Here is a 20,290-nt window from a genome sequence, read left to right on the forward strand (position 1 = left end):
CCCTCGGTTGTTCTTCCAGTGACCGAAGCATCCTTCCCCCGCCCGCGCCTGTCCGTCCTCGAGCTCGCCCCCGTCGTGGAGGGCGCCACCTACGGCGAGGCGCTGCGCGGCACGATCGCCGTCGCCCAGGAGGCGGATCGCCTGGGGTACGAACGCATCTGGGTCGCCGAACACCACTCGATGCCCGGCATCGCCAGCTCGGCCCCGGCCGTGCTCATCGGGCAGATCGCCGCGGCGACCGAGCGGATCCACGTGGGCTCCGGCGGCGTCATGCTGCCCAATCATCAGCCCCTCGTCGTGGCCGAGCAGTTCGGCACCCTCGACGCGCTGTACCCGGGCCGGATCGACCTCGGCATCGGGCGGGCTCCCGGCACGGATCAGGTGACGGCGCACGCTCTGCGCGGGGGCCGCGTGAGCGAATCGGTCGAGGACTTCCCGCAGGCCCTCGCCCACCTGCGCGCGTTCCTCCACGACGACTTCCCCGTCGAGCACCCGTACGCCGCGATCACCGCGGTGCCCGGGCTGGGCTCGCAGGTGGGGATCTGGCTGCTGGGGTCGTCCACGTTCAGCGCGAAACTGGCGGGGATGCTGGGGGTTCCGTTCGCGTTCGCCCGTCACTTCGCCCCGCAGGCCACGCTGCCCGCCCTCGCGGAGTACCGGGAGAACTTCCAGCCGGGCGAGATCGACGCGCCCTACGCGATCCTCACCGTGACGGTGATCGCCGCGGACACCGACGAGGAGGCGCAACGCCTCGCCGGCCCCGGGAAGGTGGGCATGCTCGCCGCCCGCACCGGCAATCCCCGCCGCCTCCCGAGCTTCGACGACGCGGCCGCGAATCCGCTGACGCCGGAACAGGAACAGCTCATCGCGCCGTCCACGTCGGCGTGGATCGTGGGCTCGGAGGAGACCGTGCGCCGCGAGCTGGAGGAGCTCCTGGCGCGCACGCGGCCGCAGGAGCTCATGGTGTCCGGCATGCTGCCCGGCGTCGAGGAGCGCACGCGCAGCCTCGCGATCATCAAGGCCGCGGTCGACGGGCTGGGCTGAGCGTCACGGGTGGAGGCTCAGGCCGTGACGTCGCCGTCGAACAACACGCGGGTGGGCCGCAGCCGCACCACCGTCTCCTCGGGGACCGCGTTGCGGCGGCCGAATTCCTCGCCGCGATCCGCACCCATGTAGCGGACGCCGCACGCGGTGCAGACCTTCAGCAAGTAATCGGGATCGTCGACGAACTCGGCGACGCCCTGCACCTGCGCGAACGCGTACGGCGGCTCCTGCAGGTCGACGCCGATGCTCACCCGCGGATCGCGGCGCAGCATCCGTGCCTTCGAGGTGTCCCGGCCCGTCGCGAACACGAGCGCACCGTCGTCCACCACGAACCACACGGGCGTGACCAGCGGGCGTCCGTCCCCCGCGAGATAGGACAGGTGGCCGGTTCGCGTTCCGGACGAGAGGAATTCGACGACGGCGGGCTCGAGGCGATCGCTGATCTGCACGCGCCCAGGGTACGTCTCCACCCGGATCTCCACCCGCGGGTCGATCCGCCGACGGCCCCGCGGGCGCAGAGTTCTCCCCATGACCACAGCAACCACCGCACTCGTCACCGTCGTCGCCCTGGGCTGGATCGTGTACCGCCAGATGCAGGCCCGCCCGCTCAAGGAGAACACCGTCCGCATCGCGGTCGTCCTCTGCGTCGTCGGGCTGGTCCAGACGGTGCAGTACGTCTCCGCGGGCGGGCCGGTGGGAGCGGGCCACGCGGTGGCCGCCGCGCTCGGGCTGATCGTGGCCGTCGCGCTCGCCTACCCGCGGGCGCTCACCACTCGGGTGTTCCCCGGACCCGACGGCCGCTACCTGCGGCAGGGCACCGCGGCGACGATGGGGCTGTGGGTCGTGGCGATCGGCCTGCACGTCGCGATCGACGTGGCCGTGCCGGCGGCCCTGGGCGACCACACCGGCCGCGGCTTCGCCGGGGTGACCACGATGCTGTTCGTGGGCGTCACGCTGCTCGCGCAGAGCCTGTTCCTGCGGCGGCGGGTCACCGCGCACCGTGTCGCGGCCGCGCCGCTGCGGTCCGCGTGATCAGGTCAGGTAGCGGTAGGCCGGGGAACCGGGCTCGAGGCGCTCGCAGTGCAGGCGGGAGTCGTTCATCCGCACCAGGAGCGCGTCCAGGTCGCCCGCGTGGCCGAGCTCGACGCCGACCAGCGCCTCGCCGGTGTCGCGGTTGTTGCGCTTGACGTATTCGAACAGCGTGATGTCGTCGTCCGGGCCCAGCACCTCGTCGAGGAAGCGGCGCAGCGCGCCGGGCTCCTGCGGGAACGCGACCAAGAAGTAGTGCTTGAGTCCCTGGTGCACCAGCGACCGCTCGATCACCTCGTTGTACCGCGACACGTCGTTGTTGCCGCCGGACAGCAGGCACACCACCGTGGAACCGGGCTCGAACCGCAGCTGCGCCAGCGCCGCCACGGACAGCGCGCCCGCGGGCTCGGCGATGACGCCCTCGTTCTGGTACAGGTCCAGCATCGCGGTGCACACGGCGCCCTCGTCGACCTCGACGATGCCCAGCGCGCCGCGTGGCACGTCCCGGATCTCGTGGCCGGGCCACACCTGCGCGCCCTCGGACGCCGCGACCTCGTAGCCGATGGAGCCGATCTTCCGGACGGCGGCACCGTCGACGAACGGGTCGATGCTCGGCAGCTCGACTGGGCCGCCCTGCTCCAGCGCCCGCGCCAGCGACGGTGCGCCGGCGGGCTCGGCCCCCACGATGGTGGCGTCGGCGGACTGCGACCGGAGATAGCGCGTGACGCCCGCGAAGCAGCCGGCGCCGCCGACGGGCATCACGGTCACGTCGGGCACCTTCCCGCCCAGTTGCTCGACGAGTTCGACGCCGATCGTGCCCTGGCCCGATGTGGTGCGGGCGTCGTCGAAGGCGTGCACCCAGGTGGCGCCGGTGGAGGCCACGTCCTCCTGTGCGGCGGCGGCCGCCGCGTCGTAGGTCTCCCCCACGGCGATGAGTTCCACGAACCGCCCGCCGTGCGCGCGGATCCGGTCCCGCTTCTGCTTGGGCGTGTTGGTGGGCACGTAGATGCGGCCGTGCACCTCCATCTTGCGGCAGGCGAAAGCCACGCCCTGCGCGTGGTTGCCGGCGGACGCGGCCACCACACCGGCGGCCTTCTCCGCGTCGCTGAGCTGCGCCATCAGGTTGTACGCGCCGCGGATCTTGTACGAGCGGACCACCTGCAGGTCCTCGCGCTTGAGGTACACGTGGGCGCCGGTGAGGGCGGACAACCGGTCCGCGGGCTGCAGCGGGCTCTGCGACACCACACCGGCCAGGCGCGACCGCGCCTCGATGATGGCGCGGTCCGTCAGGTCGGCGGCGGCGCTGGACATCGACGGCGTAGACATGCCGTCCAGTTTCCCACCTGCGCCGAAACCGGCGTCAACCCGCCCGCCGGGCGCGCCGGTTGCGCGCCGTCTCCGCCGCCGCGAAGACGAGGCCGAGCCACAGGGTCAGCCCCGCGATCCCGCCGCCGAGGAGCAGCACCAGGCCGACCACCCACAGCCCGGAATCGTCAGCCGACGCCCACGCCGCCCACGGCACCGCGAACCCGGCCACGGCGACGGCCGGGATCACCGCGAGCGTCCACGCCCGCCGGAGGTACAGCAGCGCCGCCGTCGCGGCCGCCGTGATCGCCGCGCCGCACCCGACCACCTGCCACGGCCGGTACGGTCCTTGCACCGCGCCGTTCACGACGGAGTACTCCTGATCCCACCCGAGGAACGCGAACCACATCACGGCCGCGAACGCCGCCAGGCCGATCAGTGCCGTCGCGATGCGCATGCCCGACCCTAACCCCGGAGGTCTGTAGCCATGCGCATGACCGCGTGCCATGATGACGACGTGCCCGATGGCGACGCGCCCCACGACGACCGCGGGCCCTTCGGCGTCGTCATCGCGGTTGCCGGCGCGGTGCTCGCGGCGGTGACGCTCGACTTCGGCGGCCCCGCCCCGTGGACCGCGATCCTGTTCGGCATCGTCTGCGCCGGCCTCCTGGTACGCGCGGTCCCGCCCGGCCGGATACCGCTCCCCCTCCTCCTGGGCTCCGAGATTCCGCTCGCCCTGGCGACGGGCGGCCTGTTCGGGCTGCAGCCCAACCCCGGACTCGGCATCCTGCTGTACCTCTTCGCCGCCTACGTGGGCGGCACCTACCCGCCGCGCCTCTCGGTCCCGCTCGCCGTGCTGCTCGGCGGCAGCGTGGCGGCCGTGGACCTGCTCACCGGGCCACGGGATCCCGCGACGTTGTGGATCGGCGTGAGCGCCACCGCCACCGTGTGGGCCGGTATCGCGGGCCGCGCGCGGCGCGAGCGCACCCGGACGCTGGAGCAGCTCGTGGAGCAGTCCGCGCGTACGGCCGCCTCGGAGGCCCGCAGCAGCGCCCTCGCCGAGCGGGCGCGGATCGCGCGGGAGCTGCACGACGTTCTGGCGCACACCCTTTCGGGTGCCGGCATGCAGCTGGAGCTCGCCGACGCGCTGCTGGAGGCGGGCCGCACCGAGGACGCCCGGGCCGCGGTGCAGAGGGCGCGCGGCGCCATCGCGGGCGGCGTCACCGAAGCCCGGGACGCCGTGCACGCCCTGCGCGGCGACACCGTCGACCTGCCGGCCGCCCTGGCCGCCCTCGGGGAGGGGCCGCGCGAGACGGTGGACGCCGAGCCCGTGCGGCTCGGCGAGGCGGCGACGCTGGCGGTGCTCCGGGTGGCGCAGGAGGCCTTCACCAACGCCCGGCGGCACGCCCCGGGCGCGCCGATCCGCGCCGCACTCCGTTCCGGGCCCGACGGTGCCGTGCTCACCGTCGCGAACGGGCCGGGCCGGGTGGCGTCGCCCTCCCCCGGCTCCGGGATGGGCCTGATCGGCATGCGCGAGCGGGCGGCCGAGGCCCACGGCGCGTTGCGCGCGGGTCCGGCCCCCGACGGGGGCTGGGCCGTGACACTGACGGTTCCGACCGAGGAGACACGGACATGACCGACGTGACGGTGGTGGTCGCCGACGACCAGGCGGCGGTGCGCGACGCGCTCGCCGCGATGCTCGAGCTCGCGGACGGGATCGCCGTGGTGGGGGCAGCGGCCGACGGGGCGGAGGCCGCCGCGCTGGTGCGCGAGCACCGCCCCGACGTCCTGCTCACCGACCTGCGGATGCCCGTCTGCGACGGGGTGGGCGCCACCGCGCGGGTCCTCGAGGACACGCCGGAGACCGCGGTCGTGCTGCTCACCACCTACGACGACGAGGAGTCGATCCTGCGCGGCCTGCAGGCGGGGGCCAGGGGCTACCTGACCAAGAACGCCGGCCGCACGGAGATCGCCGCTGCGATCAGGGCGGCCGCGGCGGGCCAGTCGGTGCTGGACCCGCAGGTGCAGCGGCGGCTCGTCGCGTCCGCCACGGGTACTGCGGCGCGCCCCGGCGCCGCCGTCCCGGCGGGTCCGGATCCCGGTCTTACGCCGCGCGAGACGGAGGTGCTGCGGCTCATCGCGGACGGGCTCACCAACCGCGACATCGCATCCCGGCTGTTCGTGAGCGAGTCCACGGTGAAGACGCACATCAACAACCTGTTCGCCAAGGCCCACCTCAGCGACCGCGCGCACGCCGTCCGCTACGCCTTCGACACCGGGCTCGCGGCATCTCGTCAGGCCGATTCTTAACCTTCCGGCGCCGCGCCCGGCCGCTTAGCGTCGTGGCCCATGGCGATATCGACACTCTCCCCGCCCGGGGCCGCGCTCGACGCGGCACCGTCGCAGGTGCGCCTGGTGGGCCGCCGCCGGCCGGGCCGCTGGGCCGCAGCGGCGGCGGTCGCCGTCCTCGGCGCGATGCTCGCCCACACGTTGCTGACCAACCAGCGCTTCCAGTGGCCCACCGTCGCACACTATTTCACGCAGGAATCGGTCCTGCGCGGCCTCTGGCTGACACTCTGGCTCACGGCGGTGACCTTCGCCGCGGGCTTCGTGCTGGGCATCGGGTTGGCCGCGATGCGGCTGTGGGGCGGCCCGCTGCTGCAGTCCGTCTCCTTCGGCTTCGTGTGGATCGTGCGCTCGGTGCCGCCGCTGGTGCTGCTGCTCTTCTGGTTCCAGCTCGCGTCGCTCTATCCCCGCCTGTCCCTGGGAATCCCGTTCGGACCCGAGTTCGTCTCCGTCGACACCACGCACCTCATCGGGCCACTCGCGGCGGCGTTCATCGCGCTCACCATCGACGTCGCCGCGTTCTCCGCGGAGATCGTGCGCGGCGGCCTGGTGTCGGTGGATCACGGACAGACCGAGGCCGCGCGCTCGCTGGGCCTGAACCCGCGCCGCATCTTCCGGCGGATCGTGCTCCCCCAGGCCATGCCGGCCATCATTCCCGCATCGGGGAACCTGCTGATCGGACTACTGAAATCGACGTCGCTGGTCAGCGTCATCGCGGTGACCGACCTGCTCTACTCGGTGCAACTGATCTACAACCAGAACTTCCAGGTGATGCCGCTGCTGCTGGTGGCCACCGTCTGGTACATCGTGATCACCTCCGTCCTGGCCGTGGGTCAGTACTTCGTGGAGCGGCGGTACGCCCGGGGCCGCGCGGGGGCGCGCCCGTTCGCCGAGATCCTCCGGGACGCCGCCCGGCTGCGCCCCCGCTCGCCCGGGCCGGCGCGGTGAGCGCCGTCGAGATCCGCGGGCTGACCAAGTCGTTCGCCGGCCGGGAGGTGCTGCGCGGTGTCGACCTCGACGTGGCCCCCGGAGAGGTGGCGATCGTGCTCGGCCCGTCGGGTTCCGGGAAATCGACGCTGCTCCGCTGCATCAACCACCTCGAACGCCCCGACTCGGGCTACGTGCGCGTGCACGGAGAGCTCATCGGGTACCGCGAGGCCGGCACCCGGCACGGCGCCACCGTACTGCGGGAGCTGCACCCGCGGGACGTGGCACGACAGCGCGGCCGGATCGGCATGGTGTTCCAGCAGTTCAACCTCTTCCCGCACTTCACCGTGCTGCAGAACCTCACCGAAGGGCCCGTCGCAGCCGGGGTGCCCGCCCCGGAGGCGGCGGCCCGCGCCCGGGAGCTGCTCGCCCGCGTCGGGCTCGCGGGCCGGGAGGACTCCTACCCGTCGCAGCTCTCGGGCGGTCAGCAGCAGCGCGTCGCGATCGCGAGGACGCTCGCCCTGCGCCCCGACGTGATCCTGTTCGACGAGCCGACGTCCGCCCTCGACCCCGAGCTCGTCGGCGAGGTGCTCGCGGTGATCCGCGACCTGGCCGAATCCGGTATGACGCTCGTCGTGGTCACCCACGAGATCGGTTTCGCCCGCGACGTGGCGGACACCGTGATCTTCATGGACGACGGCCGGATCATCGAAACGGGTCCGCCCGGTGAGATCTTCGCCGACGCCCGGCATGCCCGCACCCGCGAATTCCTCGCGGCCGTGCGCTGACAACCGTCCCCCGCAAGGAGAAACCATGCGCAGCCGCGCCCTGCTCGCCCTGTCCGTCCTCGCCTCCGTGACGCTGCTCGGGGCGTGCGGCGGACCGTCGAACCCCGTCACGGAGAGCTCCACCTACCCGATCCCCACGGAGGACGTGGTCTCGTCCGTCGCGGTGGACCCCGCGGCGCGGGCCCTGCTGCCGCCCGGGACCACGGAGCTCACCCTGGGCACCACCCGCTTTCCCGGCGTGAACAACCTGCCGCACATCGGCGAGGTGCCCGAGGGTACCCAGGTGGGGCTCGACGTGGACCTGCGCAACGCCGTCGGCAAGGCGCTCGGGATCACCTGGAAGCCGGAGATCGGCACGTTCTCCACGATCATCCCCGGGGTGCAGAACGGTCGGTACCAGGTGGGGCAGAGCAACTTCGGCGTGACCAAGCCGCGTCTGGAGGTGGTGGACTTCGCCACGTACCTGACAGACGGGCAGGCCTTCGTCGGCTCGGAGCGGTCGGGGCTCACCGAGGTGAGGACGCTGGAGGACCTGTGCGGCAAGCGGATCGTCACCGGGTCCGGCACCACCTTCCAGCAGATCCTGGAGAAGGGCACCGCGCAGTGCACCTCGAAGGGCAAGCCCGCGTACACCGTCCAGTACCTCGACGAGCAGGGCGCGATCATCCTCAGCCTGCAGAACAACCGCTCCGACGCCTACTTCGGCCCCACCCTCTCGCTGCGCTACCTCGCGTCGAAGGTCCCGGGCACGAGGTTCCTCGGCGAGTACTCCACAACGCTGGTGGGTTTCGTGACGGCGAAGGGTTCACCGCTCGCGCCCGCGATCAGCCGGGCGGTCAACGCCCTCATCGAACGCGGCGAATACCGCAGGCTCTTCGAGAAGTGGCAGGTGCCGTCCTCGGCGGTGCCCCGCTCCGAGGTGAACCCACAGGCCGGCTTCTGATGCCGATCGAATCGCTCGCCTTCCTCACGCCGGGCAACTACCGGGACGACGATCCCTCCGCGGGACTCGAGGACACGCTGCGTCTCATCGGCTTCGGCGAGGACCTCGGATATCGGGGCGCATGGGTGCGGCAGCGCCACCTGGAGCACGGCATCTCGTCGGCCGCCGTCATCCTCGGAGCGGCATCGCAGCGCACCTCGCGGATCGAGCTCGGGACCGCCGTCATCCCCATCGGCTACGAGAACCCCTTCCGGCTCGCGGAGGACCTCTCGCTCGCCGACGCGCTCTCCCACGGGCGGGTGCAGGCCGGGTTCTCCACGGGCATGCCGCACGCGGACCTCCTGGCGGGCGTGGTGTTCGACGGTGACCCGTCGGAGTACGACCTGGGCTACGAGCGGGTGGCGCGCACCGTCGACCACCTGCGCGGCGCGTACCTGGGCGCCCCCGACACCCGTATCGAGTCGCCCGGGAACGTGCAGCGACCCCGGTTGCAGCCGCACGCCCCGGGCCTGGCCGAGAGAGCCTGGTACGGAGGTACCAGCCTGTCCTCGGCGCGGTGGTCGGGGGCGAACGGCCTGCATCTGCTGACCGGGAACATCGTGTCCGGGGCGGGAATCGACTCCGACGATTTCGCGGTCGTGCAGCAGCGGCTGATCGACGAGTTCCGTTCCGCGGGAGGCGCGGGACGACGGGTCGCGGTCGGGCGGGTGATCGTGCCGACCGACGGTGCGGACCGGGCCACCGCGCAGCGGTACCGGGCGTACGCGCGGTCGCGCCACGAGCGGACGCTCTCCGCGCACGGAGACCGGCGCACCCTGTTCGCGGAGGATCTGGTGGGGTCCACCGCGGAGATCGCCGAGCGGCTCGCGACCGATGCGGCGCTGGCCGGCGTCACCGAGCTGCGGCTGGAGCTGCCGTACGAGTTCGACGTCCGCGACTACGAGCAGATCCTCACCGACGCGGTCTCCCTCGTCCCGAGGCTCCGCGAGGCCGCCCGGCCCCGCTCCGCCTAGGTCATCGTCTCGCGCAGGGTGCGCACCAGGTGCTTCTGGATCTTGCCCGTCGCGGTCTTGGGCAGCTGGTCCACGAACACGATCTCCTTGGGCGCCTTGAAACCGGCCAGCAGCTCGCGGGCGTAGGCGATGAGGCGGTCGGCGTCCGGGTCGGCGGACGGCGGCGTGACCACGAACGCCGTCACGGCCTCGCCCCACCGCTCGTGCGGGGTACCCACGACCGCGACCTCGGCGACGTCGTCGTGGCCGAGGAGCACCCGCTCCACCTCCACCGAGGACACGTTCTCGCCGCCGGACTTGATGATGTCCTTGGACCGGTCGGTGAACCACACGACGCCGTCGTCGTCGAGGTATCCGATGTCGCCGCCGTGGAACCAGCCGTGCGCGAACGCCTCCGCGTTCGCGGCGGGGTTGTTCCAGTAGCCCTCCATCAGCTGCGGTGTGCGGTAGACGATCTCGCCGACCTCGCCGGGAGCGAGCAGCGCACCGTCGGGGCCCATGATCGCGATGTCGGTGGTCGCGACCGCCGGCCCCCAGGAGTCGTCCTTGACGCCCTGGTGGCCGGGCCACTGCATCTCCGACAGCGGCGTCGTCTCGGTCTGCCCCGAGCCCAGGATGATCGCGGCCGACGGGAACGCCCGCCGCAGCCGGGTGAGCAGCTCCTCCGGCATCGGGGCCATCGCGTAGAACCCCGTGACGAGCGACGTGGTGTCGACGTCGGCGAGCCGGGGCTGGCCCAGGATCGCGGCCCACATCATCGGCAGCAGGGCGATGTGGGTGACCCGGTGCTCAGCGAAGGTCGCGACCACGGCGGCGGGGTCGAAGCCGCGCAGCAGCACGGCGGTGCCGCCGGCGAGCAGGGTCGGCAGCAGCAGCACGTCGAGGGCGGTCACGTGGAACAGCGGTAGGACGATCGGCTGCACGGGCGGCGTGACGTCGGGGCGCAGGCCGATGGTCATGGCCGTGGTGAGCACGCCGACCTGCACCGCGACGTGACTGGTGACCACGCCCTTGGGCCGGGAGGTGGTGCCGGAGGTGTACAGGCAGTGCAGCACGTCGCGGTCCTCGACGATCACCTCCACCGTGGAGGTGTCCGCGTGCGCGAGGGCGGCGAACGGCGCGGCGGGCACGTCGTGCACGGTCGACGGTGCCTCGCCGGCGACGAACACGGACTCGACCCGCGCGCCGTCGGCGGCCCCGAGCGCCGCCCCGAGCCCCGGTACGAACGCCTCCTCGGTGATGACGGCGCGCACGCCGCTGTCGGCCAGTTGGTACGCCACATCGTCCGGCGAGAGGGCCAGGTTCAGCGGCATCGCCACCACGCCGAGTTTCGCGAGAGCGAAGAAGGAGACCACGAACTCCCAGCGGTTCTGCAATTGCAGCGCAACGGCGTCGCCGCGCCGCAGTCCGCGCTCGCGCAGGCCCCTCGCCACGCCGTTCGCGCGGGCCTCGAGGTCGGCGAAGGAGAGCACGGTGTCGCCGTCCACCACCGCGGCGCGGTCGCCGTACTGGTGTGCCGCCCTCGTCGGGAGGTCACCGACGCACACCCGGTGGGTGAGGTTCGCGGCGAGCGGATCGACGCCGGACAGGTCGGGCCGCATGCCCGTGTTCATCTCGTTCGAGCCCATGACCGAACGGTAGTGGGTGCGGGCCCTCCGCGCCCTCCGATTCGGGTGAACCGGAACTAACCGGTGCGACGGGCGGCGTCCTCGAGGCGCGGGACCGGGAGCCCCAGGTGCTCCCGCAAGGTGTCGCCCTCGTACTCCGCGCGGAATGCGCCGCGCTCCTGGAGGATCGGGACCACGCGGTCGAACACCGCATCCAGGCCCGTGGGCGTGAGATGCGGCACCAGGATGAAGCCGTCGGCGGCGTCGGCCTGGATGAAGGTGTCGATCTCGTCCGCCACCTGCTCCGGCGTTCCCACGAACTGCGGCCGGGTGTTGAGTTCGATCACCAGCTCGCGGATCGAGAGTCCCCGCGCCTCGGCGCGCTCGCGGTAGGTGGCCACCACCGCGCGCGGATCGGCGTGCTGGACCCGGCCCTGCACCACCCGGGTGTCGAACACCGGCTCCACGTCGGGAAGGGGGCCGTCGGGGTCGAAGCCCTGCAAACTGCGGCCCCACACCTGTTCGAGGAAGTTGAGCGCAGTCTGCGGGCCCACTTGGCGTCGGCGGATGTGCCGAGCCAGATCGGCGGCCTCCTCCGGGGTGTCGCCGACGACCGCGGCGGCACCGGGGAACACCTTGAGATGCTCGGGATTCCGGCCTCGCCCGGCCGCTCGCGCCTTGACGTCGACGTAGAAGGCGCGGCCCGATTCCAGGGTGCCGTGGCGGGTGAAGATCGCGTCGGCCCGGCCGGCGGCGAAGTCCCGGCCCTCGCCGGAATCGCCCGCCTGCAGCAGGACCGGGTGCCCTTGCGGGCTCCGCGGCAGCGGCGCCGCGCCGCGCACGTCGAACCCGGGGCCGCGGTGGACCACGTCCCCGCGGCCCCAGCCGTCCCAGAACTCCCGGGCCACGGTGACGAACTCGTCGGCGCGCTGGTACCGGTCGGCGTGGTCCAGGAAGCCTCCCCGCCGGAAGTTGGCGCCGGTGAAGGCGTCCGAGCTGGTCACCATGTTCCACGCCGCTCGGCCGTCGCTCAGGTGGTCGAGGGTCGCGAACTGCCGTGCCACGTCGAACGGTTCGTTGAAGGTGGTGTTGATGGTGCCGGCCAGGCCCAGTCGGTCCGTCACCGCGGCGAGACCGGCGAGCACCGTGAACGTGTCCGGGCGGCCCACCACGTCGAGATCGTGGATCCTGCCCAGGTGCTCGCGCAGCCGCAGCCCCTCGGCGAGGAAGAAGAAGTCGAACCGGGCGCGTTCCGCGGCCCTGGCGAGGTAGGTGAACGAGTCGAACTCCACCTGGCTGCGCGCGGCGGGGTCGGACCACACGGTGTTGTGGTTGACGCCCGGAAAGTGCGCCGCGAGGTGGATCGGCTTGCGCTGTGCGCCTTCCCGCACCGGTATCCCGGTCACAGCAGTCCCCATTCCTTGGCGAGGAGCTCGTGACTGCGCAGGCGCGCGGCGTGGTCGTGGGTCACCGAGGTCACCACCACCTCGTCTGCTGCTGTCCGTTCCACGAGCGCGGCGAGCCCCTCGGCGACGGTGCCCGGGTCGCCGACGAACTGCGTCTCAGTCCGGTCGGCCACTGCGCGGCGCTGCTCCTCGGAGAGCTCGTCGCTCGAGCGCGGGTACGGCGCCGCGCCGCCGCCGAAGCGGATCGAGTGCACCCACGCCGGGAACCCGGCGGCCAGGCGCCTCGCCTCCGCGGCGGAATCCGCGACGACGACGTCGGCGCTCACCACCACGTACGGCGCGGCCAGGGACGCGGAGGGCCGGAACGCCTCCCGGTACGCACCGGCCGCCTCGACCGTGGTGGCCGGACTGACGTGGTAGTTGGCGACGAACGGCAGGCCCAGCGCCCCGGCGAGCCGTGCGCTCTCCCCCGCGCTGCTGCCGAAGATCCACACCGGGCTGCCCGCGGCGGCTTCGGCCACCGGCGATCGCAGAACCTGTCCGCCCGCCTCGTAGGCCCCGTCGAGCAGGGCGAGCACATCACCGACCTGCTCCGAGAACCCCGGCGGCTCGGCCCCCGGGTGGTACAGCGTCTCGTACCCCGCGACGATGGCGGGAGCCGGTGCGGGCGCGCCCGGCGTCGGGGTCCGCAGGCGCTGCCCGGTGCGCCCGAGCCCGATGTCCACGCGTCCCGGGTGCAGGGCGGCGATCACGCCGAACGCATCCGCGACCGCGGGGGCCGTCGTGAATCCGATGAGCACGGCGGCGGAGCCGACGCGGATCCGGTTCGTCGCGGCGAGGATCTCCGCGATGAGCACGGCCGGGGCCGCGCTCGCGACGTGCGCGAAGTGGTGCTCCGCGACCCAGTAGCGGTGATAGCCCCAGTCCTCGGCGCGGCGCGCCAGGTCGAGCGTGTTGCGCAGCGCCTCCGCGGGCGTGCCGCCCTCGGGGATCGGGGCGAGGTCGAGGATGTCCAGCCGCGTCATCACGCGCCCTTCACGGCGAATCGGCTGACCGGCCGCTCCAGGCCGAGGATCTCGCGGAACGTGCCCGTGCCGGCGGCCCCCGGGAGCAGTGGCGCGAACGCGTCGCGCAGCCGCGGAAGGTCCACGGCGTTGACGCCGGGACGCAGCCGCGCACCGTCGAGCCCGACCGACCGCCAGCCGGCGATCAGGTCCACGAGCCCCTCCCCCGTGCCCGCATAGACCCGCGCGTCGTCGACGTACGGTTCTCGTCGATCGAGCTTGTCGATGCGCCGCAGGGCCGTTCGCTCCGAATCGGCGAGGTGGACGGTGACGTCGGCGAGTACCCGCGGAACACCCGCCGCGCGGAGCCGCACGGCGGTCGCACCCAACTCCTCGTCGGTTCCCGAGGCCAGGATCGCGACATCGGCGGCGTGCGCGAGGGTTTCGCTCTCGGCGTCGGCGACGCGCACCACGATCACGGGCCGCCCCTGCGGCGGCCGCGGGGTGATCGACGGCCCCTTGACGGAGAAGTGCTCCCCCTCGAAGTCGATGTAGTGCAGGCGTTCCCGGTCGATGTACCGCCCGGTGGCGGCGTCCTTGATCACGGCATCGTCCTCCCAGCTGTCCCAGAGGTCGCGGAGCACGGTGATGTACTCGTGCGCCTCGCGGTTCCGGCTGCGGCGATCCTGCGGCTCCTTGCGGCCGAACAGCGCCGCGTCCTCGCCGCGCCCCGTGGTGGCGGGCAGGACGCCGGCCCGGCCGCCGCTCACGTGGTCGAGGGTGGCCACGGCCTTCGAGGCGTGAAAAGGCTCGGTATGCGTGGCGGTCACGGTGGGAACCAGGCCGATCCGGGCGGTCGACGGTGCCACGCGCGCGGCGAGGAGGGTGGCGTCGAAGCGTCCGGTGAGCCGGTCGCGGGCGGTGAGGGTGAACGAGTCCTCGAAGGTCGCGAAGTCGGCGGCGGCCGCCTCCGCGGAGCGGGCCAGCCCAACCCAATGCTCCGCGGAGGTGGCCTCCAGTGGATCCGCTCCCACTTCGGCGAACGCTGCGGGATGCCAGCCGAAGGGCTCCAGGGCGATCCCGAGGACAGGACGAGTGGTCGACGCGGTCACGGGAACGACGGTATGCGGCCGGCCCGCGGGTGTAACCCCTTGCGCTCAGCGTGCTTCCAACCGCGAGGCGCACACCGCCACGGCGCTACGGCCGGACTGTGCAATCCCACAGAATGGGAATCAAGTGAGTGAACGTTCTCTTACGCGACTCGATACGCTACCGTCCACGGTGTATGCGATCCCACAGAGGGAAGGCCGGAGGAACCACGCGGATGAAGTCGGCTCTACTCAAGCCCCTGGGCGTCCTCGTCGCGGCGTGCCTGATCGCCACCGCCGCACCCGCACTCCGCGCGCCGGAGACGAGCGCCGAGCCCTGGAAGCCGGGATCCGGGGTGGCCGGCATGATCAACCCCGAGTGGATCGCCTCGCACGAGGCACCCACGAAGTACCCGCGTATGAGCACCGAATGGGACGTGCCGATCACGATGTCCGACGGGACCGTGCTGCGCGCGAACATCTACCGGCCGGCCGACGCCGCCGGGAACGCGATCACGGCGAAGACGCCCACCCTCCTGAACGTGACGCCGTACACGAAGCTCCTCACCACGATCGCGATGCTGGCCCTCAACGTCCCGGTACTCACCGACGCGATGATCCGGTTCCTCAACCTGTTCAATTTCGCCGGGACCCCCATCGCCGGTGTCAACGACCTGCGCGACATGCTCAACAGCGGCGTCGCGAACTCCTTCGGCGTGGACCCCAAGCTCGTCCAGAACGGCTACACCCAGGTGGTCCTCGATGTGCGGGGCACCGGCAACTCGCAGGGCGTGTGGCAGCTCTTCGGGCCGCGCGAACAGGACGACACGATCGAGGCCCTGGACTGGGTGCGCACGCAGCCGTGGACCAACGGCCGGATCGGCATGAACGGCATGTCCTACTCGGGCATCAACCAGCTGCAGGCCGCGTCCAAGAACCCGAAGGGCCTGCAGGCGCTGTTCCCGGTGGTCCCCGGCGCGGACATCATGAACGACGCGCTGGCCCCGGGCGGCGGTGTCGCGCTGGGCTTCGCGCTCCCCTGGCTCACCGCCGTCAACACGCTCAAGATGATCCCCGACCTGCGCTCGCTGCTCAACGGCACCTTCGACTGGAGGTGGCTGCAGGACCGCATCCAGAACCCGATCACCTACATCCCCGACCTCCTGTCCGCGCTCCTGGTCCCGAACCCCGAGCAGGCGACACCGAAGGCGCAGGAGCTGCTCACCGCGAGCGCGGACCTGCGCCGGGCGATGGTGACACCGCTCGAGAAGGTCACCACCCCGACCTTCGCCATCGGCGCCTGGCACGACATCTTCACCAACTCGGAGTGGCGACTGCCGACCGAACTGAGCAGCTTGCCGACCAGCAAGAAGAAGCTCATCATGAGCGACGGCTTCCACGGCACGGCCTCGCACGACATGGGCGGCGTGGACCAGCCGACCCGCGTCGACGTGCTGCAGAAGGCGTGGTTCGACAAGTGGCTCAAGGACGTCGACAACGGCATCGACAACTACGCCCCGGTCACGCTGCACCGCAAGGGCGGCGGCTGGTGGCAGGGCGACACGTTCCCCGAGCCCGGCCAGCAGTACCAGCGCATGTACCTCTCCGGCCTCACCTCGGGGTCGGCCCCGGGATCGTTGAGCGACAACAGCCTCCAGACCGCGCCGCCGAAGATCCCCGCGCGGCGCACCGTGGGCCCCGGCCTGTCCACCCTGTGTTCCAACGACACGGGCCAGGCGATGATCGGAGCGCTCGTGTTCCAGGGCTGCACCGCGGACAACCGGGTCGCGGAGATGAACGGCCTGACCTTCTCGTCGAAGCCGGTCGCGAAGAACACCGTGGTCTCGGGCCCGATCAACCTGCACCTCACCACGACCCAGGACGCGCAGGACGCGTACTGGAACATCATGATCACCGACGTCTCGCCCGACGGCCGCTCCGAGGTGATCAGCTCCGGCCAGCTCACCACCTCGGTCCGGCAGATCGACGAGGCGCGGAGCATCAAGACGGCGGCCGGCGACTACGCCGCCCCGACCTACGCCATGGACATCGCGAAGCGGCAGACGGTGAAGCCGGGGCAGGTCGTGGAGCTCGACATCGCGTCGCACGCCACATCGGCGATCCTCAGGCCGGGGCACCGGCTGCGCGTGGACGTGTTCGCCCTGAACCTGACCAAGGCCGCGCCGCTCGGGCCGGTCGCCGCGCTGAGCCAGTACAAACCGCAGCACGTGCTGATCGACCCGACGAGGCCCAGCTACCTGGTGGTGCCGTCGGACCGCCCTCTGCCGTAGATCACCCGAGCGTCGCGACGAGGACCGCGGCGAGGCACATCGCGGGGCCGTGTGGCACGGTGCGGTCTCGGGCGACGGCGGCCCACGCCAGGGTGATCACCTGGGCTCCGAGCACCGCGGGCAGGACGGCCGCCGCGCCGCAGGACCATCCGACCGCGGCGCCGAGCGTGGGCGCGAGCTTCACATCGCCCGCCCCCATCCCGCGGCCCAGGAAGCCGAGCGCGTTGATCGCGGTCCAGACCGCCGCGCCGCCCGGAGCGGACCAGTCACCGTCGGCGGCGAACAGGCAGCAGGCCAGGAGCGCGACCGCAGCCCCGGGCAGGGTGAGCACGTTCGGCAGGCGCCGCTGTCGCACGTCGAACCAGCACAGCGCGGCGCACCACGCCAGGAATCCCCCGAAGAGCCCCCACTCCACCCGGTCAGCATTCCCCGGAGGCGGGGGTCCGCGCAGCGGAACCCCGCGAAAATGCACGGCAGAGGGCGTCCGCGGCCACTATGGCCGCGAGTCACCTCTCCGGCGAAGATTCGCGAAGCGGATCAGGCCTCGAGCACCGCTCTCAGGCGATCCGGCACCGGGATGGAGCCGGAACCGTCGGCCGCGATCACCGCGTACACGATGCGGCCCGCCACCGCCCGTGTCGGCTCCGCCTCGCCCAGCCCGACGAGGAACGCGAATTCCAGGGTGTAGCTCTTGGTGCCGATCCGGCCCGGGGTGATCACCAGCTCGGCGTCCTCCGCGTCGGTGAGGCCCGCGGCGTAGTCCAACTCCACGTGCACCACCTGCGAATCGAAGCCGGCGGCGAGCCACCCCTCGTAGCTCATCCCGCGGTCGGCGTAGAACTCCGTCACCGCCGTGTCCACGTAGCCCAGGTACCACATGTTGAACATGACGCCCTGGCGGTCGATTTCGTAGTAGCGCGGCCGGAACCGGTAGCGGAAGTCGGTCATCGCGCCGCCCGCGCCGCGTCGAGTGCCTCCGCCATCGCGGCGCGCGGGGCGGGCCGCCCGGTGAACAGCTCGGCCTGCCGGAAGGCCTGGTGCAGCAGCATCGTCAGGCCGCCCGCGGTGCGGGCGCCCTTGGATTCGGCGGCCGCGACCAGGAGCGTGGGCCACGGGTCGTAGGCCACGTCGGCGACGGCCGGTGCCGCGGAGCTCAGCGCGTCCATGAGCGGGAAGTCCTCGGGCTGCGCCGACCCCGGCAGCGTGGAGACGACGACGCCCGCCTCGGGCACCCCGGCCGCCGCGAGCGCCGCCCACGAGGCGGCCAGCCCGAACGACTCGGCACACTCCAGCGCGCCCCGGGCGCGCTCCTCCGAGCGGGACAGCACCGTCACCCGAAGGAAGCCGCGGTCCGCCAGCGCGGCGAACACCGGACGTGCCGTGCCGCCCGCGCCGACCACGACCGCCGACTCCCCCGTCGCACCGCACTCGTCGAGGAGGCCCGCAGCCCCGTCGACGTCGGTGCAGTCGGCGAGCCAACCGCCGTCGGCGCGCACCAGCGTGTTCGCGGAGCCGACGCGGACCGCGCGATCGGTGCGCTCATCGGCGAAATCGAGGGCCGCGAACTTGCCCGGCATCGTCACCGACACCCCGACCCACTCCGGGCCGAACCCACCGACCAACCCCGGAAGGGACTCCGCATCGCACTCGACCCGGTCGTACGTCCAGTCCAGGCCGAGCGCCGCGAACGCGGCGCCGTGCAGCACCGGCGACAGCGAGTGGTCGATGGGCTTGCCGAGCACGGCGGCCCGTCGGGCGGGGCTCGTCACCCGCCGCACCCGACGGAGAGGAACTTGGCGTCGCACGCCTTCTGCCGGTTGCGCTCGTGCTGCGCGAAGTCGTCGGTGAACAGGGTGGTGCCCTTGTCGTCGACGGTCACGAAGTAGAGCCACGGCCCGGGCGTCGGGTTCTCGGTGGCGAGCAGCGCCGGGTTCCCGACGGCGCCGATGGGCGTGGCCGGCAGGCCGGTCTTGGCGTAGGTGTTCCACTCGGTCTTCTTGAGCAGCTTCTCGCCCGCCACGTCGATGCTCGTGATGGCCTCGGTGTAGTTGACCGTGGAGTCCATCTCCAGTTTCTGGTTCTTCGCGAGGCGGTTGAGGATGACCCGCGCGACCTTCGGGTAGTCGTCGGCCTGGTTCACCTCGCGCTCCACGATCGACGAGGACACCAGCACCTGATACGGGTCCAGCTTCGCCGCCGAGGTGGTGCTGGCGTTGAGCAGCCCCTGCGCCTCGTAGCGCTCGGTGGACGCCGTGATCAGGGCTTTGAGGATCGACTGCGGAGTGCCGAACGGGTCGACCTCCTCCCACACGCCCGGAGCGATCAGGCCCTCGAGGCGCCGGTGGTCGCCGCGCAGCGCGTTCACCGCGCGGGTGGCCCACGACGGGACGCCCAGCTCCGTGGGGCTCGCCGTGGCCGCGACGCGGATGAACTCCTCCTTGGAGATCTTCTTCTTCGCGCCGCCCTCGGTGTGCGCGGTCGCGGCGGACAGGCCGCTGAGGATGCCGGGCGCGACCTTGTTGTCCCGGTTGCGCTTGTCGTCCAGCTGGGCGCCGGGCGCGACCCCCAGCATGCCGACGCGGTGCGACCGGGCCGGGTCGACGATCATGTCCACGGCCTCGCTCGCCGACAGCTGCTTGCGCAGCTCGTAGTAGCCGGCGGAGATCGGCTCGTTCCCCGCCGCCCGATTGAAGGCGCCGGTGGACTTCACGACGCCCGCCTCCACGAGGCTGCGACCGAAGTCCGAGTTGTTCTGGCCCGTGATGTGCACGACGACCTCGGGGCCGGCCTGCCCCGACGGGTAGTCCTCGGGAGCGTCCTTACCGAACAGCGAACCGCGCACCGACCACAGCACACCGCCCGCGACGACCAGGAAGATCAGCACCACCGACAGCAGCGCCACGCGGCGGCGCCGACGGATCCGCGCCTGCCGGGCCGCCCGGCGGCGCTCCGACCGGCCGCCGGCCCGGCCGACGGGCACGGGCTCAGCACGTTCGGTTCTCCACCCGTCGTTCACTCACCGACCTCCTCGGGATCGATCCTCGGTCGCCGCTCGTCCAGCCACCCCTGCAGGATGGCGACGGCGGCGGCCTGGTCGATCACCGCTCGCTGCTGCTTCGCCCGCACCCCGTTGTCCCGAAGCGCGCGCTGCGCGGTCACCGTGGTGAAGCGCTCATCTGAGAAAGATACCTGCGGCGGGTTTGCGGTCGTGGTATCCAGCACCCCGGCGAGCCGCGCCGCGAACTCCTCCGCCATCCGCGCGGACGCGCCGTGCTCGCCCCGCAGCGTGCGCGGCATCCCCACGACGATCTCGACCGGCTCGTAATCGGTCACGATCTGCGCGATGCGCCGCAGGTCGGAGCCGTTCGAGGCGGCGCGGACCGTCTCGACCGGCGTCGCGAGCAGACCGTCCGGATCGGAGATCGCGACTCCGATCCGGGCCTTGCCCACGTCGAGGCCGAGGCGCCGGCCGCGTTCCCAGCCGGGTCCGCTCGCCATC

The 20,290-nt window shown here is 72.3% G+C and carries 21 protein-coding genes; 9 read left to right on the top strand and 12 right to left on the bottom strand.

Annotated features, from left to right (window positions below; translation table 11 throughout):
* Positions 1 to 18: 18 nt before the first annotated feature.
* Complete coding sequence (locus BN39_RS14290) at positions 19 to 1,044, top strand: LLM class flavin-dependent oxidoreductase (RefSeq protein ID WP_019203104.1); 1,026 nt, start codon at positions 19 to 21, stop codon at positions 1,042 to 1,044.
* Between the two features lie 17 nt (positions 1,045 to 1,061).
* Here BN39_RS14290 and BN39_RS14295 read toward each other — a convergent pair whose 3' ends face one another.
* Positions 1,062 to 1,487, bottom strand: coding sequence for a TIGR03618 family F420-dependent PPOX class oxidoreductase (locus tag BN39_RS14295; protein WP_040768377.1), 426 nt, complete (start codon positions 1,485 to 1,487; stop codon positions 1,062 to 1,064).
* Between the two features lie 85 nt (positions 1,488 to 1,572).
* On the opposite strand from BN39_RS14295, the gene BN39_RS14300 reads away from it, so the two are divergent.
* The gene (locus tag BN39_RS14300; RefSeq protein ID WP_019203106.1) at positions 1,573 to 2,076 is read left to right on the top strand and encodes a hypothetical protein; all 504 of its coding nucleotides are present in this window, start codon (positions 1,573 to 1,575) and stop codon (positions 2,074 to 2,076) included.
* Here BN39_RS14300 and ilvA read toward each other — a convergent pair whose 3' ends face one another.
* Positions 2,077 to 3,399, bottom strand: coding sequence for a threonine ammonia-lyase IlvA (gene ilvA, locus BN39_RS14305; protein WP_040768010.1), 1,323 nt, complete (start codon positions 3,397 to 3,399; stop codon positions 2,077 to 2,079). It lies immediately after the preceding gene.
* Positions 3,400 to 3,433: 34 nt separating this feature from the next.
* The gene (locus tag BN39_RS14310; RefSeq protein WP_019203108.1) at positions 3,434 to 3,835 is read right to left on the bottom strand and encodes a hypothetical protein; all 402 of its coding nucleotides are present in this window, start codon (positions 3,833 to 3,835) and stop codon (positions 3,434 to 3,436) included.
* 60 nt (positions 3,836 to 3,895) lie between these two features.
* On the opposite strand from BN39_RS14310, the gene BN39_RS14315 reads away from it, so the two are divergent.
* Genes BN39_RS14315 through BN39_RS14340 form a run of 6 tightly spaced genes read left to right on the top strand, consistent with a single transcriptional unit; the run spans position 3,896 to position 9,395 of the window.
* Complete coding sequence (locus tag BN39_RS14315; RefSeq protein WP_019203109.1) at positions 3,896 to 5,014, top strand: sensor histidine kinase; 1,119 nt, start codon at positions 3,896 to 3,898, stop codon at positions 5,012 to 5,014.
* The gene (locus BN39_RS14320) at positions 5,011 to 5,688 is read left to right on the top strand and encodes a response regulator transcription factor (RefSeq protein WP_019203110.1); all 678 of its coding nucleotides are present in this window, start codon (positions 5,011 to 5,013) and stop codon (positions 5,686 to 5,688) included. The genes BN39_RS14315 and BN39_RS14320 overlap by 4 nt, the downstream gene beginning before the upstream one ends.
* A 39-nt stretch (positions 5,689 to 5,727) precedes the next feature.
* Entirely contained in the window at positions 5,728 to 6,672 is a 945-nt protein-coding gene (locus BN39_RS14325; protein ID WP_019203111.1) for an amino acid ABC transporter permease, read from the top strand.
* A complete protein-coding gene (locus tag BN39_RS14330; RefSeq protein WP_019203112.1) occupies positions 6,669 to 7,439 on the top strand; it encodes an amino acid ABC transporter ATP-binding protein in 771 nt (256 codons plus the stop codon). The genes BN39_RS14325 and BN39_RS14330 overlap by 4 nt, the downstream gene beginning before the upstream one ends.
* A 25-nt stretch (positions 7,440 to 7,464) precedes the next feature.
* Positions 7,465 to 8,382 carry an ABC transporter substrate-binding protein gene (locus tag BN39_RS14335; RefSeq protein WP_019203113.1) on the top strand — a complete coding sequence of 306 codons (918 nt, stop codon included), beginning with the start codon at positions 7,465 to 7,467 and terminating at the stop codon, positions 8,380 to 8,382.
* A complete protein-coding gene (locus BN39_RS14340; RefSeq protein WP_019203114.1) occupies positions 8,382 to 9,395 on the top strand; it encodes an LLM class flavin-dependent oxidoreductase in 1,014 nt (337 codons plus the stop codon). Before BN39_RS14335 ends, BN39_RS14340 begins: the two co-directional genes overlap by 1 nt.
* Here the strand turns inward: BN39_RS14340 and BN39_RS14345 are convergent.
* From BN39_RS14345 to BN39_RS14360, 4 genes are read right to left on the bottom strand one after another with little or no spacing between them, the layout of a single operon-like run.
* Positions 9,392 to 11,023 carry a class I adenylate-forming enzyme family protein gene (locus tag BN39_RS14345; RefSeq protein ID WP_019203115.1) on the bottom strand — a complete coding sequence of 544 codons (1,632 nt, stop codon included), beginning with the start codon at positions 11,021 to 11,023 and terminating at the stop codon, positions 9,392 to 9,394. The genes BN39_RS14340 and BN39_RS14345 overlap by 4 nt on opposite strands.
* Positions 11,024 to 11,079: 56 nt before the next feature.
* A complete protein-coding gene (locus BN39_RS14350) occupies positions 11,080 to 12,420 on the bottom strand; it encodes an NtaA/DmoA family FMN-dependent monooxygenase (RefSeq protein ID WP_040768012.1) in 1,341 nt (446 codons plus the stop codon).
* Complete coding sequence (locus BN39_RS14355; RefSeq protein ID WP_019203117.1) at positions 12,405 to 13,433, bottom strand: MsnO8 family LLM class oxidoreductase; 1,029 nt, start codon at positions 13,431 to 13,433, stop codon at positions 12,405 to 12,407. The genes BN39_RS14350 and BN39_RS14355 overlap by 16 nt, the downstream gene beginning before the upstream one ends.
* Positions 13,433 to 14,524, bottom strand: coding sequence for an LLM class flavin-dependent oxidoreductase (locus tag BN39_RS14360; protein WP_019203118.1), 1,092 nt, complete (start codon positions 14,522 to 14,524; stop codon positions 13,433 to 13,435). The genes BN39_RS14355 and BN39_RS14360 overlap by 1 nt, the downstream gene beginning before the upstream one ends.
* 212 nt (positions 14,525 to 14,736) lie before the next feature.
* Between BN39_RS14360 and BN39_RS14365 the strand changes: the two genes are divergently transcribed.
* A complete protein-coding gene (locus tag BN39_RS14365; protein ID WP_019203119.1) occupies positions 14,737 to 16,791 on the top strand; it encodes a CocE/NonD family hydrolase in 2,055 nt (684 codons plus the stop codon).
* A 1-nt stretch (position 16,792) separates the two neighbouring features.
* On the opposite strand, the gene BN39_RS14370 is transcribed toward BN39_RS14365, so the two are convergent.
* From BN39_RS14370 to ruvX, 5 genes are all read right to left on the bottom strand, one after another.
* Positions 16,793 to 17,206 carry an A24 family peptidase gene (locus BN39_RS14370; protein WP_019203120.1) on the bottom strand — a complete coding sequence of 138 codons (414 nt, stop codon included), beginning with the start codon at positions 17,204 to 17,206 and terminating at the stop codon, positions 16,793 to 16,795.
* 122 nt (positions 17,207 to 17,328) lie between these two features.
* The gene (locus BN39_RS14375) at positions 17,329 to 17,739 is read right to left on the bottom strand and encodes a thioesterase family protein (protein ID WP_019203121.1); all 411 of its coding nucleotides are present in this window, start codon (positions 17,737 to 17,739) and stop codon (positions 17,329 to 17,331) included.
* Complete coding sequence (locus BN39_RS14380; RefSeq protein ID WP_237741699.1) at positions 17,736 to 18,560, bottom strand: shikimate dehydrogenase; 825 nt, start codon at positions 18,558 to 18,560, stop codon at positions 17,736 to 17,738. The genes BN39_RS14375 and BN39_RS14380 overlap by 4 nt, the downstream gene beginning before the upstream one ends.
* Entirely contained in the window at positions 18,557 to 19,771 is a 1,215-nt protein-coding gene (gene mltG, locus BN39_RS14385) for an endolytic transglycosylase MltG (RefSeq protein ID WP_019203123.1), read from the bottom strand. Before mltG ends, BN39_RS14380 begins: the two co-directional genes overlap by 4 nt.
* Before the next feature lie 32 nt (positions 19,772 to 19,803).
* A complete protein-coding gene (gene ruvX / locus BN39_RS14390; protein ID WP_019203124.1) occupies positions 19,804 to 20,289 on the bottom strand; it encodes a Holliday junction resolvase RuvX in 486 nt (161 codons plus the stop codon).
* Position 20,290: the final 1 nt, after the last annotated feature.

This window comes from Tsukamurella sp. 1534, from assembly GCF_000312385.1.
In the GTDB taxonomy this organism is placed as follows: domain Bacteria; phylum Actinomycetota; class Actinomycetes; order Mycobacteriales; family Mycobacteriaceae; genus Tsukamurella.